Raw genomic sequence first — 25,206 nt, forward strand, 5'->3', positions numbered from 1 at the left:
TGCGGACCAATGCAACGCAAAGATGATGCAAAACCGTTTCGGAGTCTCGCCGGGAGGGGGTTGTCAGGCCCCGGCAGGCCTGCCTTCGGGGGACCAGCCCCGCAGGCGGTAGTATTCGCCGAGCATGAACGACAGCTCCTCTTCCTTCAGTTCCCGGCCGTCGGGCAGGGCCTCGCGGTGCAGGCGCCCCGGCAGCCGGTCGTCGGCCGGGGTCAGGCCCTCGCGCAGGTTGAATGTGCGGGTCATGTCCGCAACGTGGGCGGCGCGCCGCCTGAGGGCCTCTTTCGAGGCGTCCAGGCCCGTGACCAGGGTGATCACCTTTTCCAGCTCCTCCCAGGTGTAGAGGTCGCGGAAGAAGCGGCAGAGGATGAGGGTGTCGAAGATGGTCAGCCGGTCCTCGTAGTCGATGAGCATCTCGGCCTTGCCCTGGGTGGTGTCGGCGGGGATGAATCCGGCCAGCTCCGGCTTGTAGAAGGTGGTGCGCAGGTGGCAGGCCCCCCGGTCCGAGGTGGCGTAGGCCAGGCCCATGCCCTTGAGCACGCGCGGGTCGTAGCCCGCGGGCTCCATTCCCTTCACGTGCACGGCCAGCTCTTCCAGGCCCCAGGCCCTGGCCGCCGGGATGATGCCCTGGGCCAGAATCGCCCCCACGCCACGCTGGGCGGCGATGTCCTCGATGAGCCGGGCGGCCGCGTCGGCGTCGTTGTAGGTGATGTCGATGTCCACCGCGCCCCGGGCCGCCGCTTCGATGGCGAAGGCGCAGAGGTTGCCGGCGGTGATGGTGTCCATGCCCAGGCGGTCGCAGATGTCGTTCAAATAGACCACCTCGCCCATGTCCTCGATCATGCACAGCCCGCCGAAGGCGTAGATGGTCTCGTACTCGGGGCCTTCCAGGGTGAGCCCCGTGTGACGCCCGGTCTTCAGGGTGGCCATGCGCCCGCAGGCCATGAAGCACTTCAGGCAGGCGTGGGGCGTGACCTCGTGCTCCTTGTGGAAACGCTCGCCCGAGAGGTTGGGCCAGTGCTCGCAGCTGCCCTGGGTCCAGTACTTGGCCGGGAAGGCCCCGGCCGTGTTCATGAGGGCCACCATCATGGTGGTGCCCTGGGCGCGGTAGGCCTGCACGCCCTTGTTCGTAACGCCCGCCTTGGCGAAGGCCGTGGCGTATTCGCGAAGTCCCTTGGGATCGGCAGGCACGCGCTTGCGGTCCCCCTGGAACACGATGGCCTTGATCCGCTTCGACCCCATCACCGCGCCCGTGCCCGCGCGCCCGGCGCAACGCCACTTGTCGTTGGCGATCATGGCGAAGCGCACCAGGTTCTCGCCCGCAGGCCCGATGACCACGGCCCCGGGCTTTCCCGGGGCTTCCGGCCGGGCGAAGCGGGCCAGGGCCTCGTCTTCGGATTTGTACACGTCCATGCCCCACAGGGGGGTGGCGTCGTGAAACTCGCAGCCCTCCGGGTGCACGGTGATGGCCACCGGCGTATCCGAAGCCCCTTCAATGACCACGGCGTCGAATCCCGTGGCGTCGATGGCCTCTGGCACGCGTCCGCCCGAGTATGACTCTGCGTAGAACCCGGTCAGGGGCGACTTGGTGTACACGCCGTAGCGGCTGGCTCCCCAGGCCGACCCGCCGCACAGGGGGCCGGTGGCGAAGATGAGCCGGTTCTCCGGGGAGAGCGGGTCCACCCCGGCGGGATTTCGCTCAAGCAGCAGGTGCGTGGCCAGGCCCTTGCCGCCCAGGCAGGCTTCCAGCACTTCGTCCACCACGAGATCGATGGAAAAGGTGCGACGCGAAACGTCGATGGTGAGCACCCTGTCGTAGAAGCCGTGCATTCTCTGCCTCACATGCCCAGGTAGGCGGATTTGATGTGCGGGTTGTCGATGAGTTCGGAGGCCTTGCCCGTGAGCGCCACTCGGCCGTGCTCCAGCACGTAGCCCCGGTCGGAAAGGCTCAGGGAGTGGTGCACGTCCTGCTCCACCAGCAGCACCGTGGTGCCGGTGTCCGCGATTTTGCGCAGCGTATCGAAGATGGACTTCACCAGGATGGGCGCCAAGCCGAGCGAGGGCTCGTCGAGCATGAGAAGCCCGGGCATGGCCATAAGGCCGCGTCCGATGGCCACCATCTGCTGCTCGCCGCCGGACAGGGTCATGGCCACCTGCTCGCGCCGCTCCATGAGCCTGGGCAGAAGCTCGTACACTTGGCGCAGGGTCTCTCCGCGCAGCTTATAGGCCTTTTTCGTGTAGGCCCCGATCTCCAGGTTGTCGGCCACGCTCATGAGCGAGAAGAGCCTGCGGCCCTCGGGCACGTGGACGATGCCTTTCTCCACGATCTTCTCCGGGGGCAGCGCCTCGATGTGCTCGCCCCGGAAGGTGATGACGCCCGAGCGCGCCTGCATGAGCCCCGAGATGGTCTTCAGGAGAGTGGACTTGCCCGCGCCGTTGCCGCCGATGATGGAGACCACCTCGCCCTCGTTCACCACAAGGGAGAGCCCGTTTATGACCTGCACGTCCCCGTAGAAGACGTCGATGTTCTCCACGCTAAGCAGCGCCATATTCCCTCCCGAGATAGGCCTTGATGACGTTCTCGTCGCGGGTGACGTCCTCGGGCTTGCCCTCGGCGATCTTCTCCCCGAACTGGATGACCACCACGCGGTCGGACAGGGCCATGACCGCGCGCATGATGTGCTCGATGACGAATACGGTCACGCCCCGGTCGCGCAGGCCCTTGATGATGTCGATCATGTCGTCCACCTCGGTCGGTCGAAGCCCGGCCATGACCTCGTCCAACAGCAGGAGTTCCGGCCCGGTGGCCAGGGCCTTGGCGATCTCCAGGCGCTTGCGGTCGGCGATGGTCAGGTTGCCGGAGAGCTGGTCGGCCCGGTGGTCGAGCTGCAGCTCGGTGAGCACGTCCATGGCGATCTCGCGGGCCTTGGCCGTGGAGCCGGTGCGCAGGAAGGCCCCCACCATCACGTTGTAGAGCACGGTCTTGGAGCCGAAGGGCTTCACGATCTGGAAGGTGCGCGCCAGGCCCATGGCGCAGAGGTCCCAGGGCTTCTTTCCGGCGATGGACTCGCCCTTGAAGCGGATATCGCCTGTAGAGGGCGGGAACACCCCGGCCACGCAGTTGAACATGGTGGACTTGCCCGCGCCGTTGGGGCCGATGAGGCCCAGGATTTCGCCCTTGGCGATGTGCAGGTCCAGGTCGTGGATGGCGGTCAGGCCGCCGAAGTGCTTGGTGAGTCCGGATATTTCGAGGATGTTCATTTTGCGACTCCCTTGCCGATGATCCTGCAGGCCAGTCGGTCGTAGATCCTGGACAGGGGCGCGGTCAGGCCCTTGGGCTGGTAGAGCATCACCAGGATGAGGATCAGGCCGAAGATGACCAGGTGCAGACCCGGCAGCTGGTCGCTCAGGTAAATGCGGGTGAACTCGTTCAAGGGGCGAAGCGCCAGGGCGCCCACCAGCGGTCCGGCGATGGTTCCCCGGCCGCCGATCAGGGCGATGAAGGCGATCTCGAAGGAGAGGTCCAGGCCGAGAAGCCCCTTGGGATAGAAGTAGAGCATGAGCTGAGCGTAGAAGGTGCCCGCCAGGGCGGTCAGAAAGCAGCTCATGGCCATGGCGATGAGCTTGTAGCGGGCCACGTTGACGCCCAGCGCCTGGGCCGCCTCGGGCTCCTCGCCGCCCGCCGCCAGATAGTAGCCCATGCGCGACCTGGAGATGAACCAGGTGAGCGCCAGCACCAGCACCAGCATGGTCAGGATGATGTAGTAGTAGGGCTCTTTGTGCATGAACTGGTAGTTCCAGAAGGAGTCGCCCTTGAGGGGGATGAGCAGGCCCCGGGGGCCGTTCAGCTTGAAAGGCCCCAGGGAGTCGATGTTCTCGATCATCACCCGGATGCCTTCGGCGAAGGCGATGGTGCACAGGGCGAAGTAGGCTCCACGCATGCGGAAGGTGGGTTTTCCTATGAGCACGCCCACGAGGGCGGCGATGACCCCGCCCACCAGCATGCCGATCCAGGGGGAGATGCCGTATTGCAGGGTCATGATTGTGGAGGTGTACGCCCCAAGGCCCACGAACACCGAGTGCCCCATGGGCAAAACGCCCGCGAAGCCGCCCACCAGGTTCCAGGCCGTGGTCAGGTAGGCGTAGAAGAAGAGCAGGATGAGAATCTGCATGTACGTCGGGCTCTCGATGACCAGGGGGAGCGTGAAGCTCACCACTGCGGCCAGAGAGAGGAGTATCGTGTCGAGTTGTTTCCGGCTCACGTGCGCGCCTCCTACCAGTCCTGTTTATGGCCGAATAAGCCGGAAGGTTTGACGAAGAGGATAACCAGGAAGATGGCGTAGATGATGGCCTCGGTCCAGGTGGAGGGCATGAATTGGGAGAACACCGACTCGATGAGCCCGATGATCACCCCGCCGAGCATGGCCCCCTGGATGGAGCCCAGGCCGCCCAGCACCACGATGATGAAGGCCCTGATGTCGAAGACCACGCCCACGGAGGGGTAGACGTAGTAGAAGGGGATGATGACGCAGCCGGCGATGCCCGCGATGGCGGTGCCTATGCCGAAGGCCATGTTGTAGATGCGGTACTGGTCGATGCCCATCAGATTGGCGGCCTCGCGGTCCAGGCTGGTGGCCTGCAGGGCCTTGCCGGTGCGGGTCTTCTTCATGAAGAGCAAAAGGCCAGCCGCCGTGGCCAGCGACACCAGGAATCCGGAAAATTTCGGGATGGAGACGATTATTTCCCCAAGGGAGAAGGACGTTCCGGTGATGGCCGTGCGCACGGTGCGGTATTCCGCGCCGAAGAGCATGAGGGCCAGGTTGTCCAGGACGTACCACACGCCCGTGGTGACGATGATGACCGTCAAGGGTTCGCGCACCTGCTGTTCGGCCTTGAAGACCGGTTTGATGAGCAGGTTCTGCATGGAGTAGCCGAAGAAAAAGAGCAGCGGCGGAACGAACAGAAGAGCCAGATAGGGATGGATGCCGGTAAGCTTGATCAGCCAGTAGGCCGTGAACATGCCCACCATCAGGAGCGAGCCGTGGGCGAAGTTCACCACTTTCATCACCCCGAAGATCAGGGTGAGGCCCAGCGCCGTCAGTCCGTACATGGCCCCCATCATGGTGCCGTTGATCACCGCCTGTATCACCGCGGTCATGCGTCGTCTCCGGTGTGTTGTCCCCCGGGCCGCCTGTACGGCCCGGGGGGTGGCGTTCAGAGGGCTTTATTTGTTGGCGGGGAACACAGGCTTGTAACCGGCGTGGCGGGCGGCCTTGGGCCACACGGTGACGCGGTCCAGCTTGCCGTCGATCTCGGCCACCTGAACGATGACGATGCCGGCGTTCTTGTTCTGGCCGCTCTCGTCGAACTCCACGCCGTCGTAGGAGACGATCATGGCCGGTCCCTTGGTCAGGTTGGTGGCGGCCAGGGCGTCGCGGACCTTCTTGGGATCGGTGGAGGCGGCGCGCTCGAAGGCGTCGGCGATGACGTACATGGCGGCGTAGGCGTCCACGGATTCTCCGGCCAGGTCGTAGCCGTACTTGGCCTTGAACTTGGCGTTGGTTTCCTTGGCGCCGGGCTTGTTGACGTCGGTGTTCCACTCCACCTCGTCGAACATGTTGAGGGCGTTCTTGTTGGTGTTCTCAAGGAACTTGGGGTCGGCGTGGCCGCCGCCGCTGGCGATGGTGACCTTGGGCTTCACCTTCATTTCGGCCAGGGTGTTGGTCATGAGGATGGCGTCGGCGGCGTTGGACACCAGCATGAGCACGTCGGGGTTGGCGGACTTGATCTTGGTGACCACGGGGGTCAGGTCGGTGGCGGTGCTGGGATAGGGCTCGTCCAGCACGATCTCGTAGCCGTCCTTCTTGGCCAGGTCGCGCCACTTCTCGGCGAAGCCGGTGCCCCAGTCGCCGTTTTCGAAGACGAAGGCGATGGTCTTCATCTTCACGCCGGTCTCTTCCTGCATGTCCTTCAGGAAGCGGAACTGGTCGCGCACCCACCAGGAGTCCTTGGCGGCGACGCGGAACACGTACTTGAAGCCGCGCTCGGTGATGGTGTCGCGCACGGAAACGGGCACCACGAAGGGCACGCCGTAGCGTTCGGCGGTCTGGGTGGCCGGGTAGGTGACGGCGGAGTTCCAGCAGCCGGTCATGATGTTGACCTTTTCCGTGTTGATCAGGCGCTCGGTTTCGGAGACGCCCACGGTGGGGTCGGACTTGGAGTCGGCGTAGACCAGCTCGAGCTTGGCCCCGCCCAGGGACTTGATGCCGCCCGCGGCGTTGATCTCTTCGATGGCCATTTCGCGGGCCTGCTTGCCCTGCACCCCTACCGAGGCCGACGGGCCGGACATCGGCTCCACGTTGCCGATCTTGATGGTCTTCTGGGCCAGGGCCTGGCCCGAGAGGCCTGCGGTCAGGACGGCCGCCGCGATAAGTCCGGTCAGCTTCTTGCCGAAAGACACCTTGTTCATGCGTCGCTCCCTTCGTTGACGGTTGTGCGCGTACGTTTCTCGACCTCGATTCCGGTTGTGCGAACCTCTCTACAGGCGGCCCAGGGAGAGCTCACGGAAGCCCTCCTCCATGATGGCCAGGCCGCGTTCGAGCTGATCGCCGGTGATCACCAGGGGCATGAGCGTCCTGATGACGTTGCCGTGTGTTCCGCAGGAGAGCAGCAGGAGCCCCCGGTCCACGCAGAACTTGACCAGGGCCTTGGCCTGGGTGGTGGCGGGGGTCTTCTTCTCCCGGTCGGTGACCAGTTCCAGGGCGCGCATGGGCCCGAGACCGCGCTGCTCGCCGATGATCTCGTATTTGCCCATCCACTCGGTGAAGCGCTTCTCCAGTGTCTCGCCAAGGATGCGGCCCTTTTCCAGGAGCTGGTCCTCCTCGAAGGCCTCCAGCACGGCCAGGGCCGCGCGGCAGGACAGCGGGTTGCCGCCGTAGGTGCCGCCGGTGCCGCCCACCTGGGGGGCGTCCATGATCTCGCGCCGGCCCACCACGCCCGAGATGGGCATGCCGCCGCCCAGGCTCTTGGCCACGCAGGTGAGGTCAGCTTCGATGCCGTGGTGCTCCATGGCGAAGTATTTACCGGTGCGTCCGAAGCCGGTCTGCACTTCGTCGGCCACGAACACGATGCCGTTGTCGGCGCAGATGGCGCGCAACTTCTCGAAGTAGCGGGCGGGCGGGGACACGAATCCGCCCTCGCCCAGCACGGGCTCCACCACCAGGGCGGCCACGTTCTCGGCTGCGGTGTAGCCGATGAAGAAGTCCTTCAGCAGGTCGGCGCAGGCGGCGTCGCAGGTGGCCCGGTCGCGGCCCATGGGGCAGCGGTAGCAGTAGGCGTAGGGCATGCGGTAGACTTCGGGGGCGAAGGGGCCGAAGCCGAACTTGTAGGGCTTGACCTTGCTGGTCATGGTCATGGTCAGGAGCGTGCGGCCGTGGAAGCCGCCGTCGAAGACGATGACGCCCTGGCGGCCCGTGGCGCTACGCGCGATCTTGACCGCGTTCTCCACGGCCTCGGCCCCGGAGTTGGCGAAGAGGGCCATCTTGTCGAACCCGCCGGGAGCCAGCTGGCAGAGCTTTTCGGCCAGCTTGATGTATGGCTCGTACATGACGATGTGGAAGCAGGTGTGGATGAACTTTTCGGCCTGGTCCTTGAGGGCGGCCACGACCTTGGGGTGGCAGTGGCCCACGTTGACCACGCCGATGCCGCCCGCGAAGTCGATGAGTTCGCGGCCGTCGATGTCGGTGATGAGTGCGCCTTCGGCCTTGGCCGCGATGTAGCGGGAGGCGTTGAAGGGGCCTTTGGGCACGTAGCGGTCGCGCAGAGCCTGGAGTTCGGCGGAATCAGTTTTTTGTCCCACGGTTTTTCCTCTTGGCGGGAAGGTTTCGGGCTGGGCCTCAGCATTGCCTTTTCACGAAAAGGTCAATGAATTGAGCAAGAAGCAAGCCAGAGAGGTGTTCCGTCAGAAAGTATGTTATTGTGAGGTGTTGCGTGTTCTGAGTCCTATTGTGAATTTGTTTCGTGATCTTATTCTGAATCAAATGGCAGCGGAAACATCATTATTATAGATAGTTGAGTTTGATTCAATTTTGAATCGCACTTTGATTGACAATTTAGGAAAAATTCTTCGGATGATGAAAAGTAGCTCGGACGGAGAAAATAACCGGTGCGGGTGGAAACCACCTGCCCGCGAGGGACTGTCAGTGTTGGATCGGTAGGCGTGGCGGAAAATGGCGCACTCTTTCGTTATTGAAAACACGGCTTGATTCAGATTTGAATCAGTCGGCCTTGATGCCGTACTTGGCCATCTTGCGCACCACCGTGGACTGGCTCACGCCCAGGAACGTGGCCATCTCCCGCGTGGTGCGGCAGCGCGAGGCGGCCTGCCTGAGCACCCGAATGCTGGCCAGATCTGTGGTCTCTGTGAGGTTGCGCAGCTGCGCCGCCTGCTGCAACCCGGCGGCCGAGCCAACGCCCAGGGCTTCCTCCACGGCCGAGGTCAGGTCGTCGCCCTCGCTCATGACGAAGGCCTTCTGGATGATGCCCACCAGTTCGCGCACGTTGCCCGGATAGTCGTAGGCTTCCAGAAGCCGCATGGCCCGGGGCGAGAGGCGCTTGGTTTTCGAGTAGCGGCTGTTGCAGCCCGCCAGGTAGAACTCGGCCAGCCCGAAGATGTCCTCACGGCGCTCGCGCAGGGGGGCGATGCGCACGATGAAGGTGTTCAGGCGGAAGAACAGGTCCTTGCGGAAGCGTTTCTGCTCCACCAGGCGCTCCAGGTCGCAGTTAGTGGCGGCCACCACGCCGCACTCCACCGTCTTGGATTCGGAGCCGCCCAGGCGGCGCAGCTCGTGGTCGTCCAGGTACTTGAGCAGCTTGGCCTGTACGGACAGCGGGATGTCGCCAACCTCATCCAGGAAGAGAGTGCCGCCCTTGGCCAGCTCGATGAGCCCGGCCTTGCCCTGCTTGAGCGCGCCGGTGAAGGCCCCCTTCTCGTAGCCGAAGAGTTCGGCCTCGAAGAGGTTTTCCGGCACGGCCGGGCAGTTGATGGGGATGAAGGGCTTCTTGGCGCGCGGGCTGTTCTGGTGCACGAACTTGGCCAGGAGCCCCTTGCCCGTGCCCGATTCGCCCAGGATCAGGATGCGCGAGGCGTCCATGTTGGCCAGCTTCAAGAGCGCGTGCAGGCAGTGGCGCATGGCTGGGCTGTCGGCCACGATATCCTTCTGGCGGAGTTCCAGCATGGAGAGTTCGGCCAGTTCGTTGCGGTACTTCTCCTCCACCTTGCGGGCGTTCTGCAGGCCCTCGCGCAGGGCGTTCAGTTCGGTGACGTCGCGTTCGTTGGTGACCACCAGGGAGATCGCGCCGCTCTCGTCGAAGACAGGGGAGCCGGTCACCAGGAGCTGCTTGCCGGTCTTGGTGATGCGCTGGATGATGCTGGACTGGCGCTTGTAGCGCAGCACGTCCAGGGTCACGGAATGGTCGACCAGACCCTCGTCGATGATGCAGCGGATGCTGCGGCCGATGTAGTCCGTGGCCGCCACGGAGTTCAGGCGCTGGGATTCGCGGTTGATGTCCAGGATGGTGCCCTCGCCGTCGCAGATCCAGATGCCCTCGGATATGGAGTCCAGGACGGCGCGAAGGGGTATTTCGGGTGCGGGCAGGGCGGATGGGGGCGGTTCGTCAACCAGCACGGCGACCCCGGCGGTCCTGCCTCGCAGCCTGACCGGGGCGGTTTCCACCAGGAGGAGCCGCCCCGCCACGTTCAGGATGGCCGGGGGCAGGCCCTGGCCTTCGAGGCAGGCGCGGATGCGTTCGGAGATTTCGCGCAGGTGTTCGGGCAATGCCTCGCCCGGGGCGGCGTGGAGCCTGAGCAGCAGTTCCGCCCTGGGATTCACGGACTCGACGCGGCCCTCGGAGTCCACGGCCAGGACGCCCCTGCCAAGGGAGCGCAGCACGTCGTCAGCCAGAAAGGCCGGTTTCCGTGACACTGTCGGGCCAAGTCCGCGCTTGATTGCCATGGATGTAAATAGACTGGAAAAGTGAGGAGATGCAACCCACAAATGCGTGCCATTCCGGGCCTGCCGCCACAGGGCCAAGTCTGCTCGGGATCAACCGCGCCAAGAAGACGGAATTCCAAAAGGGACTGCCAATTCCGCTATCCTGCGTAATTGGGCGCTGCTTGCAGAGCCCGCAGGGCGAAGGCCAGGACGACACGAGTCAACCCTTTGGCCGCCGGAGGCATCTTCCTCCTCCGGCCGTTTAACCTCCCTGCGCTCTACAGCAGCGTCTTCACCGCCTCGGAGGCAACTTTCACCACGGTGTCCGGGAGCAGGCCCAGGGCGATGATGATGGCCACCAGGATGACGCTCACCGCCTTGGTGGCCCCGTCCACGTGCAGGAGGGAGGGGTCCTCGGCCTCGCTGGTGTAGGTCACGCGCACCACGGACAGATAGTAGTAGATGGAGATGGCGGTGTTGATGGCGGCCAGCACGACCAGCCAGAGGAGCCCGGCGTTGTACGCCTCGGTCAGGAGCAGGAACTTGCTCATGAAGCCGACGAAGGGCGGAATGCCCGCCATGCCGAACATGCTCACGGCCAGGGTGAAGGCCAGGAGCGGCGAGCGCTTGTAGAGGCCGCCGAGGTCCGCGATGGAGACGTTCTCGCCGTTTTTGGACACCTTGCAGGCCACCATGAACCCGGCCACGGTCATGGCCAGGTAACCGATGATGTAATAGACGGCCATGGCGTAGCCGGACTCGCGCAGGGTGACGATGCCCAGGAGAACGTATCCGGCATGGGCGATGCCGGAGAAGCCCAGCATGCGCTTGAAGTCGGTCTGCACCAGGGCCACCAGGTTGCCGTAGAACATGGAGCACACCGAGAGCAGGGCCAGAAGAGAGACCACGGCGTGGGAGTCGGACGGGGTCATCATGGCGATGCGGATGAGCAGCGCCACGGCGGCCACCTTGGGGACCGAGGCGATGAAGGCCGTGGTCTCGTTGGAGGCGCCCTGGTACACGTCCGGGGCCCAGAAGTGGAAGGGGAACACCGCCAGCTTGAAGAAGAACCCGCCCATGGTCAGGGCCACGGCAATCACCGCGGCGGGGGAGAACTGCATGGCGTGCAGGGCCGGGACGGCGGCGGCCAGGAAGGTGGTGCCGGTGAGGCCGAAGACGTAGCTCATGCCGAAGAGCATCACGCCCGTGGCCACCACCCCGAAGAGGATGTACTTGATGGCCGATTCCATCTGGATGCGCAGCCCCGAGTGGTCGTCGCGCATGGGAACCAGCAGGTAGAGCGAATACGACGACAGTTCGAGCGAGATGAACACGGTCAGGAGGTCCACGCTGCTCACCAGCATCAGGAGCCCGAGCGTCGAAAGCGTCAGGAACAGGTAGTATTCCGGCCGCACGTCGTCGGCCACGCCCTTGAGTTCCGTGCCGAAGAGGAGCACCGCGGCGAAGCCGGCGGTCATGGCCAGCTTGAGCATCTGGGAGAAGAGGTCCACCTTGTACGTGTCATAAAACAGCATCCCCTGGGCGTGCAGGCTGGAGATGCAGACCACCAGGCCGCCGAGGGCCACGGCCAGGGTGATCGCCCGGGCCTTGCGGCCCGAGGCTCCGAAGGAGCCTGCCAGGAAGAGCACCAGACTTCCCACAAGGAGGAACAGTTCCGGGGCGAACAACGTGAGCTTCATGATGTAGCCTTTGCGTTGGTTCTCGTGCGTTGATTTCTACGGAAGCATCAGGCTCGAAAGGGTCACGGCCCCGTTCGACGCCAGTCCGGTCTGCTTGATCAGGTTGGTGACGCTTGCGTGCATCACGTCCATGAAGGGCTCGGGCGAGAGCCCGATCCAGAACACGAACATCAGAAGCGGGGCCAGGGTCACGATCTCGCGCAGGTTGAGGTCGGTGAGCGCGGACTGGTCGGGGTTGTCCGTGCCGCCCCAGATGACCCGCTGGAGCATGCGCAGCATGTAGGCCGCGGCCAGCACGGCCCCGGGGATGGCGCAGGCCGAGAGGATCTTGTTCTGGGCGAAGCTGCCCGCCAGGATCAAAAACTCTCCCACGAAGCTGTTGGTGCCCGGGAAGGCCAGCGACGAGAGCGAGAAGAAGGCCAGGTAGGTGACGTAGAAGGGCATGTATTTGCCGACTCCGGCGGCCACGGCCAGTTCGCGGCTGTGGGTGCGCTCGTAGATCATGCCCACGCAGAAGAACAGCGCGCCCGTGGTGATGCCGTGGTTGATCATCTGCAGGATGGCGCCCTCGATGCCCCGCTGGTTCAGGAGGAAGATGCCCAGGGTCACGAAGCCCATGTGGCCGACGCTCGAGTAGGCGATGAGCTTCTTCATGTCCTTCTGGGCCAGGGCTGTGAAGCCGCCGTAGAGGATGCCCGCGATGGAGAGCCAGAGCACGTACGGCAGGAAGTACCGGGTGGCTTCTGGCGTAATGGGCAGGCAGAAGCGCAGGAAGCCATAGGTGCCCATTTTCAGGAGCACCGAGGCCAGGATGACGCTGCCCGCGGTGGGCGCCTCCACGTGGGCTGCGGGCAGCCAGGTGTGGAAGGGGAACATGGGCACCTTGATGGCGAAGGCCAGGAAGAAAGCCAGGAACACGAGCATCTGGAAGGTGGTGGAGTAGTCCTGGCCCATGAGCGCCGGGATGGAGAAGGTGCCCTTGCTGACGTAGAGGCCGATGATGGCGACCAGAAGGAGCACCGATCCGGCCAGGGTGTACAGGAAGAACTTGATGGAGGCATATACCTTGCGCGGCCCGCCCCAGATGGCGATGAGCAGGTACATGGGGATGAGCATGGCCTCCCAGAGCACGTAGAAGAGCACGAAGTCCAGGGCCATGAACACGCCCAGCATGGATGTCTCCATGACGAGCAGGCAGAACATGAACTCCTTGACGCGCTTGTCGATGTACTTCCACGAGCCAAGCACGCACAAAGGCATGAGCAGCGTCGTCATGAGCACCAGGAGGAGCGAGATGCCGTCGATGCCCAGGGTGTAGTTGATGTCCAGGGCCTTGATCCAGGGCAGGTGCTCGCCGAACTGGTAGCGCGCGGTGCTGGCGTCGAAGTGCGAGTACAGCGGCAGGGAGATCGCGGCCGTGGCCAGGGTCACCGCAAGGGCCCAGTATTTCGCCGCCGTGTCGCCGGGGATGCACAGCATGAGGAGCCCCCCGGCGAGCGGCAGGAATATCAGCACGCTCAGGATGGGGAACCCCAGGTCGTTGAGTATCAGAAAGTCCATTCCCTTAAGCCCTCCCGTTTGGATCAGGCAAACACGTAGATGACGAGCACGATGGCCACGAGGGACACGGCGTAGAAGATGCTGTACTGCAGCTGGCCGCTCTGCACGGTGCGGAGCTTGCCGCCCACGCCGCGCACGGTCCTGGCGATGCCGTCGACCACGCCGTCGATGGCGTTCCAGTCGAACCAGGACCAGAAGCTGGCCGTAGCCATGAGCGGAATCAGGCCGATGACTCGGTAGGCCTCGTTGACGCAGTTGTCGGCCCACTGGATGGGCTTGCTGGCGATCCACAAGAAGGCCCGGCCGCCCATGCGGTAGAACCAGTCCATGTCCAGGCTGATCTTGGCCTCGGGCGTGAGCTTTTTTAAGAGCAGGAAGAAGCCCAGGGCGGTGAACAGCAGGATCTGCAAGGATTCCGAAACGTGGTAGGCCGTGTACGGATGGTATTCACGGGCCACCTCGGGATACGGCAGCATGTCGTAGAGGTAGGGCGTGTAGCATCCGATGAAGATGCACAGGAAAGAGGCGATGGCCATGGCCCATTGCATGTTCATGGGCGGGTCTTTGGCCTTCTTGCATGTTTCCGTGCTGCAGTTGTTCTTGCCGAACCAGATGTAGTAGGGAACCTTGAGGCCGGTGTGCAGGAAGGTACCGGCCGAGGCCACCAGCAGCAGGAACGCGGGCAGGTTGCTGTGCGCCTCGAACCCGGCCACAACGATCATGGATTTGCTGACGAAGCCGCTGAACAGGGGGAACGCGGATATGGAGAGACCGCCGATCAGCGTGAACACGAAGGTCCGGGGCATCCTGTTGAAGAGCGCGCCCAGCTCGCTGAAGTCGCTCTTGCCGGTCATGTGCAGCACCGAGCCGCAGCCCATGAAGAGAAGTCCCTTGTAGAGGATGTGGGCGAAGGCGTGCGCGCACGCTCCATTGATGGCCATCTGGGTGCCGATGCCCACGCCCGCCACCATGTATCCCACCTGGCTGATGATGTGGTAGGCCAGCAGTTTGCGGGTGTTGTTCTCCAGCACCGCGTAGACGACGCCGTAGAGGGCCATGCACACGCCGAGCGGCACCAAGATCTCCATGCCCGCGAAGGCCCGGGCCAGGGCGTAGATGGCGGTCTTGGTGGTGAAGGCGCACATGAACACCGCGCCGTTCACCGTGGCTTCCGCGTAGGCGTCGGGCAGCCAGGCGTGGAAGGGGGGCACGGCGGCGTTCAGGATGAAGCCGATCAGGATGAGGTAGGTGGGCAGGGTGGCGTGCTCCACGCCGATGGGCCCGAAGGTCAGGTCTCCCCCGGTGGCCTGGTAGCGCAGCACCAGTCCGGCCAGCAGGAACAGGCCGCCCGCCGTGTGCACCAGAAGGTAGCGGTAGCCCGCCCCCAGCGACTGTTTGCGTCCCCTGAACCAGATCAGGAACACCGACGAGAAGGCCATCATCTCCCAGAACAGGAACAGCACCAGGTAGTCGCCGCAGAAGATGACCCCGAGCGATCCGCCCACGTAGAGCCAGGCCGCGATGTGCTGGGAGTCCTGCTCCACGTGCAGGCCGTAGATGGTGCCGATGATGCACATGAGGGTCATGATGTGGCCGAACACCAAGCTCAAGCCGTCAACCCGACCGAAGGTCAGGGTCCAGTTCATGTAGTGGACCACGCCGTGGGTGCCGGTGGCCCCCTGCATGAAGAGCACGTCCATGAAGGCCAGCACCGGAACGACCACCAGGTACGGCTTTTTCAGCTCCCGGGGGATCAGCGGCAAGAGGAAGGCCCCGACCAGGTAGATCACGGTCGGATGCAGCCAGAAGTTACCGATCATAGTAGTCCTCGCGGGTCATGATTCCCAGGTGGCCGAACCATTTCGAGAAGAGGATGATCACCACGCAGGCCACGAATCCGAACACGGCCCAGAATCCGGGCAGCTTTTCGAACCAGGTGTGGGCGTGTTCCTTGTCCACGAACAGGACGTCCCAGGCCACGAGCAGCGCCAAAGCCACGTAGCAGAGATGCACGACGCGCTTCAGGTTGTCGCGCAGCAGTTCAATGATCCTGACTATCATCCTGTCACCGCCTTGACGAAGGTCATGAAGAAATCCGGGTAGATGCCGATGACCACGGAGATGACCGCCGCGATCATGATAGGAATGACCATGGAGAGCGGAGCTTCCTTGATGCCCTCATACGCCTCGCCAGCCGGACGCCTGCCGAAGAAGGCCCTGTAGGTGACGGGCGCGAAGTAGGCCACGTTGAGAAGCGTGCTGGCCAGAAGGATGAGCAGGATGCCCATGGAGTGCGCGGGCATCTCCATGGCCCCGACCAGGAGCTTCCACTTGGTGACGAAGCCCGCCACCGGAGGCGCTCCGATCATGCTGAGCGAGGCTATGGCGAAGGCCGCGAAGGTGAACGGCATGGTTCGCCCGAGCCCGCTCATCTCGGAGATGGATTTCTTGTGCGTGGCCACGTAGATGGCGCCGGCGCAGAAGAAGAGCGTGATCTTGGAGAAGGCGTGGTTGGCGATGTGCACCAAGCCGCCCTGGATGCCGTCGATGGTGAGCAGCGACACGCCCAGGATGATGTAGGAGAGCTGGCTCACCGTGGAGTAGGCCAGCCGGGCCTTCAGGTTGTCCTTGGAAAGGGCGATGACGGACGCCGTGAGTATGGTGAAGGACACGAAGTAGGCGGTGGGCACGCCCAGGTTCAGGGCCTGCATGGTGTCCACGCCGAACACGTAGAGCATGACCCTTGTGGTGCAGAACACGCCCACCTTGACCACTGCCACCGCGTGCAAGAGGGCAGAGACCGGGGTGGGGGCCACCATGGCGCTGGGCAACCAGTTGTGGAAGGGCATGACGCCGTTTTTGGCGAAGCCCAGCAGGCAGCAGACGTAGAGGATCGTGACCAGGGTGCCGTTGGCGCCCGCGCCGAAGACGCCCTGGTGGATGTCGTGGGCGAAGTCCAGGGTACCGGTCATGACGTAGATGAGGATCATGGCCGGGAGCACCAGGCCCTTGGCGGTGGTGGTCAGGTAGAGGATGTACTTCTTGCCGCCCTCGTAGCCTTCCTCGTCCTGGTGGTGTGCGACCAGGGGGTAGGTGCAGACGCTGACGATCTCGTAGAAGAGGTACATGGTGAAGAGGTTGTCGGCGAAGGCCACGCCCGCCGCGCCGAAGAGGGCCAGGGCGAAGCAGGTGTTGAAGCGGGTCTGGGCGTGTTCGTGCAGGCCCCTCATGTACCCGGCCGAGTAGAACACGGCGATGATCCAGAGGAACGACGCGGCCACGGCGAAGATCATGGAGAAGGCGTCCGCCCGGAAGGTGACGGACAGGCCGGGCAGCACCTTGAAAATCTGGCACACGAGTGTCTTGCCCTGTCCCAGCGGCGCGGGGGCCACATCCGGGATCATGGATGCGATGATCCCGAACATGGTCACGGCGGCAATGGCGGACCAGCTCTCGCGCACGTTGGGCTTCTTGCCCGAAAGCGCCACCAGGATGGATCCCGTGAGCGCCGCCAGCACGGCCAGGAGCGGCTTCGAGGATGCGATGATGTCCATGCCTGTCTTTTCCTCTCTCTAACCGTTCAGATCCACGGCGTCTTCGGCCTCGATGGACTTGTAGTTGCGGTACACGGCGATGATGATGGAGAGCGCGATGGCCGTCTCTGCGGCGGCGATGGCCATGATGAACAGGGTGAATATCTGCCCCACGGCCTGGTCCGGAGCCAGGAAATGGTTGAAGGCCATGAAGTTGACCGAGGCCCCGCCTAGCACCAGTTCGGCGCAGATGAGCATGCCGATGAAGGATGGGCGCTGCACCATGCCGTAGACGCCGATGCCGAAGAGGAAAGCGCCCACGACCAGGTAGGTCTCCAGGCTTCCGCTCAAGGCGAGGATGCTCATGACTTGCTCCTTCCGGACCGCGCCAGCACGAGCGACCCGACGATGGCCACCAACAGGACCAGGGAGATGAGTTCGAAGTTCATCCCGAACGTGGTGAGCAGCGCCCGGCCGACACCCTCCAGCGAGCCGTCGCCGGTCTGGGGCAGCTTCACCCAATCCGTGCGGCAGGCCAGGGCGGACAGCGCCCAGATGAGCACCACGCTGGCCGGAAGGCCCGCTATCTTCAGGATGGCCTTGCGCTTGGGGTTCGGGCCGTCGTCGTTCTCGGCCAGCATGATGGCGAAGACGATGGTCACGCAGACCGCGCCCACGTAGATGAGCAGCTGCATGAGGGCCACGAAGGGGCTGCCCAGGTAGTAGTAGAGCCCGGCCACGCCCAAAAAGCTCAGCGCAAGCCCGGCGACGCTCCGGATGAGCCTCTGCGCGCCCACGGCGATGAACGCCCCGGCCACGGTGGCGGCCAGGAAGCAGAGGAAGACAATGCCCGAGAGCCCTTCGGCCGACAGGATGGAAGGGGTCATGAATGGGTCTCCTTCAGTCTCTTCAGGAGGTCATACTTGAACTCGTCCTCGCTGCGCCCGGCGATGTTGTAGTCCTTGGAGAACTCCAGCGCCTCGGTGGGGCAGACCTCCACGCACAGGCCGCACAGGCTGCAGGTGGTGAAGTTGAGTTCGTACTTGGTCAGCGATTTCTGCTTGGCCCCTTCGAGCTTCTCCCCGGCCAGGGAGATGCACCCCGACGGGCAGGTCTTCATGCAGGCGTTGCAGACGATGCACTTGTCGCCGCCCTTGCGTTCGTCCCACACGAGCTGGGTGTGCCCCCGGTAGCGGGGCGTCATGGGCACGGCTTCGTGGGGGTACTGCAGCGTGACCACCGGCTGGAAGAAGTACTTGATGGTGATGCCCATCCCGACGAACAGGCTCCACGTGCCGCTTATGATCTCTTTCAGGTAGCGGGTCATGGCTAGAACACCTTGAGCAGGGCGCTGGTGAGGATCAGGTTGAAGAAGGACACGGGCACCAGTATTTTCCAGGACAGGTTGAGCAGGCCGTAGAAGGTGGTCCTCGGGAAGGTCCAGCGTATCCAGATGACCGTGAAGATGAGCAGGTACATCTTGATCAGGAACCAGTGGACCCCGGGGAAGAGGCCGAAGGGGCAGCTCCAGCCGCCCAGGAAGAGCACCGTGGCGATGCTCGTGCCCACCACGATGTTGGCGTACTCGCCCATGAAGAACACGCCGAAGCCCATGCCGGAGTATTCGGTGAAGACTCCGGCGATGAGTTCGCTTTCGGCCTCGGCCATGTCGAAGGGGGCGCGGTTGGTCTCGGCCAGCATGCACACGAAGAAGATCAGGAAGGCCACGGGCATGAGCGGGCTGACCCCGAGCCGGAAGATGTTCCACTGCCAGAATCCGCCCATCTGCTGGGTGACGATGTCGTGCATGTTCAGGGTGCCCGTGACCATGACCATGGTCACGATGACCACCAGCATGGGCACCTCGTAGGCCACGTTCTGCGACACCACGCGCGCCGCCGAGATGACGGCGTACTTGTTGCGCGAGCCCCACGCGCCGAGCAAGAGGCCCAGCACGTTCACCGAGGCGAAGGCGAACACGGCGAGCAGGCCCACGTCCAGGTTGCGCGGGGCCAGCGTCTCGCTGAACGGGATGGTCACGAAGCTCATGATGGCCGGGGTCATCACCAGGATGGGGGCGATCTTGAAAAGCACCGGATCGACGCCGTCGGGCACGAGGAGCTGCTTGCTCATGAGCTTCAGGCCGTCGGCCATGGGCTGCAAGAGGCCGTAGGGGCCCACTTCCTTGGGGCCGATGCGGCGCTGGATGTGCCCGGCTTCCTTGCGCTCGAGCCAGACGAGGTAGGCGGCGTTCAGGGCCACGAAGCCGATGATGCCCACGATGAACGCGGCCAGGCGGATCACTTCATAATCTATGCTCATGTGGACTTGCTCCTCACCGGTCAATCTCGGGGATCACGAGGTCCAGGCTGCCCAAGAGAGCCAGGGCGTCGGGGAGCAGCATGCCCCGGCACGCCTCGCCGAACACGATCAGGTTGGAGTAGCTCGGGGTGCGCATCTTCAGCCGGTAGGCGGAATTGCTCCCGTCGCTCACGGCCCGGATGCCGAAGGAGCCGCGCGCGGTCTCCACGGCGTGGTAGAAATCCCCCTTGGGGGGCTTCAGGCTCTTGGGAACCTTGGGATGCATGACCGGGCCTTCGGGCATCTGGTCCAGAGCCTGCTCGATGATGCGCAGGCTCTGTTCGATCTCGTCCATGCGCACCATGTAGCGGGCCATGGAGTCGCCCTGGGGGTAGACCGGGATGTCGAAGTCGAAGCGGGGGTAGATCGAATAGGGCTCGTGCTTGCGCACGTCGAAGTTGATGCCCGCGCCCCTGGCCACCGGCCCGGTGGCCCCGTACTTGCGGCACATCTCGGCCGGGACGAAGCCGATGTCCGTCAGTCGCTTCATGAGGATGATGTTCTTGGTGACCAGGGCGTGGTACATGGGCATGCGTTCGCGCATGCGGGCCACGAAGGCCCTGGCCCCGGCGGCGAAGTTCTCATCGATGTCGTTGTAGACCCCGCCGAAGCGGAAGTAACAGTAGGTGAGGCGCGATCCGGTCACGCTCTCCAGCAGGTCCAGGATCATTTCCCTGTCGTCGAAGGCGTAGAGCAGGGGGGAGAAACCGCCCAGGTCCAGGATGAAGGCCCCGAACCAGAGCAGGTGGCTGGAGATGCGGTTGAGCTCCGCCGTGACCACCCGGATGTACTCGGCCCGCTCCGGCACCTCGAGGCCCATCATCCTTTCCACAAGCCCGACGTAGTTGTGGTTGTAGGCCAGGGCGTGCAGGTAATCCATGCGCGCGGTGTTGGGCAGGAACTGGATCCAGTTGCGGTTCTCGCCCATCTTTTCGTGCATGCGGTGGGCGTATCCCAGCACGGGCTCGGCCTCGACGATGTACTCTCCGTCCATGACGAGCTTCACGCGCAAGACGCCGTGCGTGGCCGGATGCTGCGGCCCCAGGTTCAGGACGAAGGTCTCGTTGTTTGAGCTTTGGGCGAAGGCTTTCATGCTTTGAAATCCTTGAGCAGCGGGTGGAAATCGGCGTCCTCGGGCAGGAGCAGGGGCACCAGGTAGGGGTGCCCGGTGAAGACCACACCGAAGAAGTCGTGGGTCTCGCGCTCGTGCCAGTGAGCGGCGGGGTAGATGTCCGCGATGGTGGGCACGCGCGGGTTGTCGCGCGGGGTTCTGGTGCGGACCACCACGCGGCAGAGCTCGTCGTAGCGGTTGAAGTCGAAGACCACTTCCAGGTCGTCTGGGCCCGAAGGTTCGGGGATGGGTTCCGGGATGGGCTCGGCAACGGGTTCGGGAGCGGGAGCTTCGGCGGGGGCGGCGTCTTCGCCTTCTGCCGCGGCGGCGGCTTCTGCGGCCTTGGCTGCGCGGGCCTTGGCCAGGGCTGCGGCCTTGGCCAGGGCGTCCTTATGCTTTTCGGCTTTCTCGCCCAGCCAGTCCACGCCGGTGATGGTTTCGATGAAGAATCCCAGCCGGTCGAGGACGTTTACCGCGTCGAGCAGGCGGTCCGGCGTCACCGAGACGTCCAGGTGGTATCCCGTTTTCGAGTGCTCCGTTTCTGCCATGGCCAGGGGAGCGGCCTGTGCCATGGCTTGCCTGACTTCGTCGAGCTTCATGGTCAACCTGCCTTCACCCGGGGCCACCTGCGCGTCCCGGTCATTTTTTCCTCCAGCTCCAGGATGCCTTCGATGAGGGCCTCGGGCCTGGGCGGGCATCCGGGGATGACCACGTCCACGGGGAAGAGCTTGGAGGCGCCTTCCACGATGCCGTACTGGCCCTCGAACACGAAGGGGCCGCCGGATATGGCGCAGTTGCCCATGGCGATGACCCATTTGGGCTCGGGCATCTGGTCGTAGAGGGTCTCGACGGCGGGGGCCATCTTCTTGCTGATGGTGCCGCTGACGATCATGACGTCGCTCTGCCTGGGGGAGGGCCGGAAGACTTCCGCGCCGAAGCGGGCCAGGTCGAAGCGCGAGGCTCCGGTGGCCATCATCTCGATGGCGCAGCAGGCCAGGCCGAAGGTCATGGGCCACAGGGAGTTGGCCCGGCACAGCTCAAGAAGTTTCTCGAGCCGTGAAAAATGGACTATCGGTTGTACGAGATCTTGCGTTCCCACTTAAAAACTCCCTTTTTCCAAGCATAGAGAATGATCAGCGAGAGGATTGCGACGAAAAGCAGAATTTCAAGAAACGCGGTGAGGCCGTCCACGACTCCCGGCTTGTTGTAGACCAGGGCTGCAGGGAAGAGGAACAGGATGTCCACTGCGAAGGCCACGAACATCAGCGCGTACAGGTAGTAGACCACGCCGAACTTGATCCAGGCGTCACCAATGGGCGGGATGCCGCATTCGATTAGTTGCGTGGTCTTTTCTTGCGTGTTTCTTGTGGAGCGTGGCGCAAGCAGGAGCGCGATAATGAACGGTCCCACGGCGAACCCAAGTCCGCCAAGGAAAAAACCTGCCACATAGAGAATGTCGATCGTTGCGTTTTGTGCCACGAGACCAACTCCTTCGCAGTCGCAGAATTGCTACTTAATGCGTAAAATACAGTAGAGGCTCGAAAAGAATATCGTATTGTCTGGTAACTGAGCACTCAATAACGGCCGTAATGCAGGCGACGACCACATAAATGCACTCAATATATTCAACGAGACGGATAACTAGCTCGGTTCAAGAACCGGCCATGAGTTTCCTGTTTGGGAGGTTCACATACATTGCACGATGGCGCAAAGTTATGCAAGCCCTATTTCTCGCTTCACACTCATTTTCCACGGTTTTTTCCCGCACGCCTTATCCGGTCTGGGTGGCCCGCTTGAGCAGCGAGGCTCATCCTGTTCCTCTCGGACGGGGTTGACCCTGCGTTGCCCGGGTTGGCGCGCGCGGGGACGGCGCTTGAGAACAAGTTCCATGCCAAAATTAAAATCCAGTTATTTCATCGTAATAGCGAATAATATGGTCCCGATGGGATGCGGCAATGGGGCATTTCGGAAGAGCCTTGGGCGCCCATGGTGCGGCAAGCGTTCCTGTCTTTCGTGCATATAATTGGAATAGCGGAGATATTTCCTGTGGCCTGAGCTCTGGGTCATATTTGGATACGCGAAAGGGGGGTGGTGGGTCAGTCTGGGCTGGGGCGCATGACCGCGGAAACGCAGAAGGCCCCCGAAGCGATCGCTCCGGGGGCCTTCTTTCTCGCCGTTCAGTCTTTGGGCTGGGTTTACCGTTTCGCCGCTCGCCGCGAGAGCTACAGGGAATTCCAAAGGGACTGGCCCCTAAGGCCTAAGGAGGCTTCTTCCTCTCCGGCGCTGATAAAAACCGGTAAAGTCGATTTTGAAAAACACATTCGTGTTTTTTCAAAATCTCGGTGCTACTTGGTGATCTTCTCAATCAGGGCGTCGGCCACCTGGGTGGTGGTGGCGGTGCCGCCGAGGTCCGGCGTCAGCGTCTTTCCCTCGGCGGTGACGGCCTTGATGGCCTCTTCGATGAGGGCCGCCGCGCGTTTCTCGCCCAGGAAATCCAGCATCATGGCTCCGCTCCAGGCCATGGCGATGGGGTTGGCGATGCCCTTGCCGTAGATGTCCGGGGCCGAGCCGTGCACGGGCTCGAACATGGACGGGTAGCGGCGCTCGGGGTCGATGTTGGCGCTGGCCGAGAGGCCCAGGCTTCCGGTGATGGCTCCGCCGATGTCGGTGAGGATGTCCCCGAACAGGTTGGAGGCCACCACCACGTCCAGGGACTCGGGCTTGAGCACGAAGCGGGCGGCCATGGCGTCCACCAGCACGCGTTCGGTCTTCACGTCCGGATACTCCTTGGCCACCTCGTCGAAGATCTGGTCCCAGAAGGTGAGGGTGTGCTTCTGGGCGTTGGACTTGGTGGCGTGGGACAGGAGCTTGCGCGGGCGCGACCGGGCCAGCTCGAAGGCGTAGCGGATGACGCGCTCAACGCCCACGCGGGTGAACACAGAGGTTTCGATGGCCAGCTCCATGGGCTGTCCGGGGTGCATGCGCCCGCCAGCGCCGGCGTATTCGCCCTCGGTGTTTTCGCGCACGGTGATGAAGTTGATGTCGCCGGGCTTCTTGCCGGAGAGCGGCGTGGGCACGCCCGGCAGCAGGGAGCAGGGGCGCAGGCAGATGTACTGGTCGAAGCCCAGGCGGATCTTGATGAGCAGCCCGTGCAGGGAGATGTCGTCGGGCACCAGCTCTGGGTAGCCAACGGCGCCGAAGTAGATGGCGTCGAAGGGTTTCAGGATGTCCAGGCCATTGGCGGGCATCATCTCCTTGTGCTCGACGTAATACTCGCAGCCCCAGGGGAAGTATTCGTACTTCAGGCCGAAGTTGCCGCAGGCCGCTGCTGCGGCGTCGAGGACGCGCACGCCGTGGGGGGCCAGTTCCTTGCCGATGCCGTCGCCGGGAATGACCGCGATGCTGTACTGCTTCATGATGTTTTTCCTTGCCGGGGGCTATTTTATGAACCGCACCTGGCGGTTGATGTCCTCGATGACCGGTCCTTTCTTCTCGTTGAATTGGGCCTTGTTCTTCTCGAAGAGGTTGTTTCCCTGGGTGTCGATGGAGATGATCAGCGGGCCGAACTCCTTGACCCGGCACACCCAGAGGGCTTCGGGCATGCCCAGGTCCAGCCATTCCACCCGTTCGATCTCCTCCACCTCGACTGCGGCCAGCACGGCGCAGCCCCCAGGAAACACGGCGTGCACGGCCTTGTGGCGCTTGCAGGCCTCGGCGGTGTCCCCGGCCATGCCGCCCTTGCCCACGATGAGCTTGACCCCGGTCTGCTCGATGAAGTCCTTTTCGAAGCGCTCCATGCGCATGCTGGTGGTGGGGCCGATGGAGATCATCTTCCAGGCGTCGCCGTCCTTGGCCACGATGGGCCCGGCGTGGAAGATGGCAAGGCCCGTAAGATTCACGGGCAGCTCGCGGCCAAGTTCGATGAGCCTGCGGTGGCCCACGTCGCGGCAGGTGACCAGCAGGCCGTCGAGGTACACCACGTCGCCCGCGCGCAAGGATTCCAGGTCCTCGTCTTGTATTGGTGTGGTCAGGACCTTTTTCACAGCACGGCCTCCTTGTGCGAGAGAATTTCGTAGGACAGGTCCGGGGCGATGCGGATGGTGCCTCGCCTGTGGGCCCAGCAGCCCACGGACACGCCCACGCCGATGGTGGAGGGGTGCCTGGCCGAGGATTCGATGTGCACCCCGAGCACCGTGGAATTGCCGGACAGTCCCTGGGGGCCGAGGCCCACTTCGTTCAGGCCCTTTTCCAGCAGAAGCTCCATCTCGGCGGCCTGGGGCTTGGGGTTGCGGGTGCCGATGGGGCGCAGGATGGCCTTCTTGGAAAGCATGGCCGCCGTCTCGACGGACGTGGACACTCCCACGCCCACCAGCAAGGGCGGGCAGGCGTTCACGCCGTAGGAGGTGATGACGTCGAACACGAACTGCACGATGCCCTCGTATCCGGCTGCAGGCATGAGCACCTTGGCCGCGCCTGGCAGGCTGCAGCCGCCGCCCGCCATGTAGACCTCTATCTCGGCCGAGTCGCTGTCCGGGACGATGTCCCATTCGATCCAGGGCACGCGGGTGCCGGTGTTGTCGCCGGTGTTTTTTTCCACGAAGGTTTCCACCGCGTTGTGGCGAAGGGGCGTTTCGCGGGTGGCCTCGCGCACGGCGTCCCCCAGGATTTCCCTGAGTTCGCCGAGCAGCGGAAACCCGGCTCCGGCCCGGATGAAATACTGGATCACGCCGGTGTCCTGGCAGCAGGGGCGGTCCAGGCGGTCGGCGGCCTCGAGGTTCTCGAACATGGAATCGTAAACCACCCGCGACAGGGGGCTGTCCTCGCCTTCGCGGAGCTGGGCCAGCTTGTCCAGCACGTCCTGGGGAAGGCGCTTCCCCACGTAGCCGGTGAACCTGGCCATGATGTCCGTCAGGGATTTTTTCGCCTCGCGCTTGTCCATTCGCAAGCTC

General features: G+C 63.6%; 24 protein-coding genes. All 24 read right to left on the reverse strand.

Features of this window, described 5'->3' with window-relative positions; all coding sequences use genetic code 11:
• Positions 1-63: 63 nt before the first annotated feature.
• Positions 64-1,830, reverse strand: a complete 1,767-nt coding sequence (locus tag ML540_RS09355; RefSeq protein WP_243360217.1) for an aldehyde ferredoxin oxidoreductase family protein — start codon at positions 1,828-1,830, stop codon at positions 64-66.
• 8 nt (positions 1,831-1,838) lie between these two features.
• Positions 1,839-2,549 carry an ABC transporter ATP-binding protein gene (locus tag ML540_RS09360; protein ID WP_243360219.1) on the reverse strand — a complete coding sequence of 237 codons (711 nt, stop codon included), beginning with the start codon at positions 2,547-2,549 and terminating at the stop codon, positions 1,839-1,841.
• A complete protein-coding gene (locus ML540_RS09365; RefSeq protein WP_243360220.1) occupies positions 2,536-3,261 on the reverse strand; it encodes an ABC transporter ATP-binding protein in 726 nt (241 codons plus the stop codon). The genes ML540_RS09360 and ML540_RS09365 overlap by 14 nt, the downstream gene beginning before the upstream one ends.
• The gene (locus tag ML540_RS09370) at positions 3,258-4,262 is read right to left on the reverse strand and encodes a branched-chain amino acid ABC transporter permease (RefSeq protein ID WP_243360222.1); all 1,005 of its coding nucleotides are present in this window, start codon (positions 4,260-4,262) and stop codon (positions 3,258-3,260) included. Before ML540_RS09370 ends, ML540_RS09365 begins: the two co-directional genes overlap by 4 nt.
• An 11-nt stretch (positions 4,263-4,273) precedes the next feature.
• On the reverse strand, positions 4,274-5,158 hold the full coding sequence (locus ML540_RS09375; RefSeq protein WP_243360226.1) for a branched-chain amino acid ABC transporter permease: 885 nt from the start codon (positions 5,156-5,158) through the stop codon (positions 4,274-4,276).
• A gap of 66 nt (positions 5,159-5,224) precedes the next feature.
• Complete coding sequence (locus ML540_RS09380; protein WP_243360228.1) at positions 5,225-6,469, reverse strand: ABC transporter substrate-binding protein; 1,245 nt, start codon at positions 6,467-6,469, stop codon at positions 5,225-5,227.
• A 69-nt stretch (positions 6,470-6,538) separates the two neighbouring features.
• Positions 6,539-7,858 (reverse strand): 4-aminobutyrate--2-oxoglutarate transaminase, encoded by a 1,320-nt coding sequence (gabT, locus tag ML540_RS09385; protein ID WP_243360230.1) that lies wholly within the window; start codon positions 7,856-7,858, stop codon positions 6,539-6,541.
• A 418-nt stretch (positions 7,859-8,276) separates the two neighbouring features.
• A complete protein-coding gene (locus ML540_RS09390) occupies positions 8,277-9,983 on the reverse strand; it encodes a sigma-54 interaction domain-containing protein (protein ID WP_243360233.1) in 1,707 nt (568 codons plus the stop codon).
• Positions 9,984-10,270: 287 nt separating this feature from the next.
• Positions 10,271-11,692 (reverse strand): NADH-quinone oxidoreductase subunit N, encoded by a 1,422-nt coding sequence (locus ML540_RS09395; RefSeq protein ID WP_243360235.1) that lies wholly within the window; start codon positions 11,690-11,692, stop codon positions 10,271-10,273.
• A gap of 36 nt (positions 11,693-11,728) precedes the next feature.
• The gene (locus ML540_RS09400; protein WP_243360237.1) at positions 11,729-13,252 is read right to left on the reverse strand and encodes an NADH-quinone oxidoreductase subunit M; all 1,524 of its coding nucleotides are present in this window, start codon (positions 13,250-13,252) and stop codon (positions 11,729-11,731) included.
• 23 nt (positions 13,253-13,275) lie between these two features.
• The gene (locus ML540_RS09405; protein ID WP_243360239.1) at positions 13,276-15,072 is read right to left on the reverse strand and encodes a Na(+)/H(+) antiporter subunit D; all 1,797 of its coding nucleotides are present in this window, start codon (positions 15,070-15,072) and stop codon (positions 13,276-13,278) included.
• Positions 15,062-15,313 carry a hypothetical protein gene (locus ML540_RS09410; protein ID WP_243360242.1) on the reverse strand — a complete coding sequence of 84 codons (252 nt, stop codon included), beginning with the start codon at positions 15,311-15,313 and terminating at the stop codon, positions 15,062-15,064. The genes ML540_RS09405 and ML540_RS09410 overlap by 11 nt, the downstream gene beginning before the upstream one ends.
• A complete protein-coding gene (locus ML540_RS09415; RefSeq protein WP_243360245.1) occupies positions 15,310-16,806 on the reverse strand; it encodes a monovalent cation/H+ antiporter subunit D family protein in 1,497 nt (498 codons plus the stop codon). The genes ML540_RS09410 and ML540_RS09415 overlap by 4 nt, the downstream gene beginning before the upstream one ends.
• An 18-nt stretch (positions 16,807-16,824) precedes the next feature.
• Positions 16,825-17,151, reverse strand: coding sequence for an NADH-quinone oxidoreductase subunit NuoK (nuoK, locus tag ML540_RS09420; protein WP_243360247.1), 327 nt, complete (start codon positions 17,149-17,151; stop codon positions 16,825-16,827).
• Positions 17,148-17,672, reverse strand: a complete 525-nt coding sequence (locus tag ML540_RS09425; protein WP_243360249.1) for an NADH-quinone oxidoreductase subunit J family protein — start codon at positions 17,670-17,672, stop codon at positions 17,148-17,150. The genes nuoK and ML540_RS09425 overlap by 4 nt, the downstream gene beginning before the upstream one ends.
• Positions 17,669-18,112, reverse strand: a complete 444-nt coding sequence (locus ML540_RS09430) for a NuoI/complex I 23 kDa subunit family protein (protein ID WP_243360252.1) — start codon at positions 18,110-18,112, stop codon at positions 17,669-17,671. The genes ML540_RS09425 and ML540_RS09430 overlap by 4 nt, the downstream gene beginning before the upstream one ends.
• Before the next feature lie 2 nt (positions 18,113-18,114).
• Positions 18,115-19,107 (reverse strand): NADH-quinone oxidoreductase subunit NuoH, encoded by a 993-nt coding sequence (nuoH, locus tag ML540_RS09435; protein ID WP_243360254.1) that lies wholly within the window; start codon positions 19,105-19,107, stop codon positions 18,115-18,117.
• Positions 19,108-19,120: 13 nt separating this feature from the next.
• Complete coding sequence (locus tag ML540_RS09440) at positions 19,121-20,239, reverse strand: NADH-quinone oxidoreductase subunit D (protein WP_243360256.1); 1,119 nt, start codon at positions 20,237-20,239, stop codon at positions 19,121-19,123.
• Complete coding sequence (locus ML540_RS09445) at positions 20,236-20,856, reverse strand: NADH-quinone oxidoreductase subunit C (protein ID WP_243360259.1); 621 nt, start codon at positions 20,854-20,856, stop codon at positions 20,236-20,238. Before ML540_RS09445 ends, ML540_RS09440 begins: the two co-directional genes overlap by 4 nt.
• 2 nt (positions 20,857-20,858) lie before the next feature.
• Complete coding sequence (locus ML540_RS09450) at positions 20,859-21,356, reverse strand: NADH-quinone oxidoreductase subunit B (protein WP_243360261.1); 498 nt, start codon at positions 21,354-21,356, stop codon at positions 20,859-20,861.
• Positions 21,326-21,736 (reverse strand): NADH-quinone oxidoreductase subunit A, encoded by a 411-nt coding sequence (locus tag ML540_RS09455; protein WP_243360263.1) that lies wholly within the window; start codon positions 21,734-21,736, stop codon positions 21,326-21,328. Before ML540_RS09455 ends, ML540_RS09450 begins: the two co-directional genes overlap by 31 nt.
• Positions 21,737-22,602: 866 nt before the next feature.
• Positions 22,603-23,673, reverse strand: coding sequence for a tartrate dehydrogenase (locus ML540_RS09460; protein WP_279343338.1), 1,071 nt, complete (start codon positions 23,671-23,673; stop codon positions 22,603-22,605).
• A gap of 21 nt (positions 23,674-23,694) precedes the next feature.
• The gene (ttdB, locus tag ML540_RS09465; protein ID WP_243360265.1) at positions 23,695-24,300 is read right to left on the reverse strand and encodes a L(+)-tartrate dehydratase subunit beta; all 606 of its coding nucleotides are present in this window, start codon (positions 24,298-24,300) and stop codon (positions 23,695-23,697) included.
• Complete coding sequence (gene ttdA / locus ML540_RS09470; protein ID WP_243360268.1) at positions 24,297-25,196, reverse strand: L(+)-tartrate dehydratase subunit alpha; 900 nt, start codon at positions 25,194-25,196, stop codon at positions 24,297-24,299. The genes ttdB and ttdA overlap by 4 nt, the downstream gene beginning before the upstream one ends.
• Positions 25,197-25,206: the final 10 nt, after the last annotated feature.

The organism is Fundidesulfovibrio terrae, from assembly GCF_022808915.1.
GTDB lineage: Bacteria > Desulfobacterota > Desulfovibrionia > Desulfovibrionales > Desulfovibrionaceae > Fundidesulfovibrio > Fundidesulfovibrio terrae.

What these genes read in the sequence shown, in the direction of transcription:
- ML540_RS09410 (WP_243360242.1), bottom strand. Translation starts at nt 15,313, where the DNA reads ATGATAGTCAGGATCATTGAACTGCTGCGCGACAACCTGAAGCGCGTC.
- ML540_RS09425 (WP_243360249.1), bottom strand. Translation starts at nt 17,672, where the DNA reads ATGACCCCTTCCATCCTGTCGGCCGAAGGGCTCTCGGGCATTGTCTTC.
- ML540_RS09375 (WP_243360226.1), bottom strand. Translation starts at nt 5,158, where the DNA reads ATGACCGCGGTGATACAGGCGGTGATCAACGGCACCATGATGGGGGCC.
- ML540_RS09365 (WP_243360220.1), bottom strand. Translation starts at nt 3,261, where the DNA reads ATGAACATCCTCGAAATATCCGGACTCACCAAGCACTTCGGCGGCCTG.
- ML540_RS09440 (WP_243360256.1), bottom strand. Translation starts at nt 20,239, where the DNA reads ATGAAAGCCTTCGCCCAAAGCTCAAACAACGAGACCTTCGTCCTGAAC.
- ML540_RS09395 (WP_243360235.1), bottom strand. Translation starts at nt 11,692, where the DNA reads ATGAAGCTCACGTTGTTCGCCCCGGAACTGTTCCTCCTTGTGGGAAGT.
- ML540_RS09355 (WP_243360217.1), bottom strand. Translation starts at nt 1,830, where the DNA reads ATGCACGGCTTCTACGACAGGGTGCTCACCATCGACGTTTCGCGTCGC.
- ML540_RS09460 (WP_279343338.1), bottom strand. Translation starts at nt 23,673, where the DNA reads ATGAAGCAGTACAGCATCGCGGTCATTCCCGGCGACGGCATCGGCAAG.
- ML540_RS09430 (WP_243360252.1), bottom strand. Translation starts at nt 18,112, where the DNA reads ATGACCCGCTACCTGAAAGAGATCATAAGCGGCACGTGGAGCCTGTTC.
- ML540_RS09360 (WP_243360219.1), bottom strand. Translation starts at nt 2,549, where the DNA reads ATGGCGCTGCTTAGCGTGGAGAACATCGACGTCTTCTACGGGGACGTG.
- ML540_RS09445 (WP_243360259.1), bottom strand. Translation starts at nt 20,856, where the DNA reads ATGAAGCTCGACGAAGTCAGGCAAGCCATGGCACAGGCCGCTCCCCTG.
- nuoH (WP_243360254.1), bottom strand. Translation starts at nt 19,107, where the DNA reads ATGAGCATAGATTATGAAGTGATCCGCCTGGCCGCGTTCATCGTGGGC.
- ML540_RS09380 (WP_243360228.1), bottom strand. Translation starts at nt 6,469, where the DNA reads ATGAACAAGGTGTCTTTCGGCAAGAAGCTGACCGGACTTATCGCGGCG.
- ML540_RS09415 (WP_243360245.1), bottom strand. Translation starts at nt 16,806, where the DNA reads ATGGACATCATCGCATCCTCGAAGCCGCTCCTGGCCGTGCTGGCGGCG.
- ML540_RS09405 (WP_243360239.1), bottom strand. Translation starts at nt 15,072, where the DNA reads ATGATCGGTAACTTCTGGCTGCATCCGACCGTGATCTACCTGGTCGGG.
- ttdA (WP_243360268.1), bottom strand. Translation starts at nt 25,196, where the DNA reads ATGGACAAGCGCGAGGCGAAAAAATCCCTGACGGACATCATGGCCAGG.
- ML540_RS09400 (WP_243360237.1), bottom strand. Translation starts at nt 13,252, where the DNA reads ATGGACTTTCTGATACTCAACGACCTGGGGTTCCCCATCCTGAGCGTG.
- nuoK (WP_243360247.1), bottom strand. Translation starts at nt 17,151, where the DNA reads ATGAGCATCCTCGCCTTGAGCGGAAGCCTGGAGACCTACCTGGTCGTG.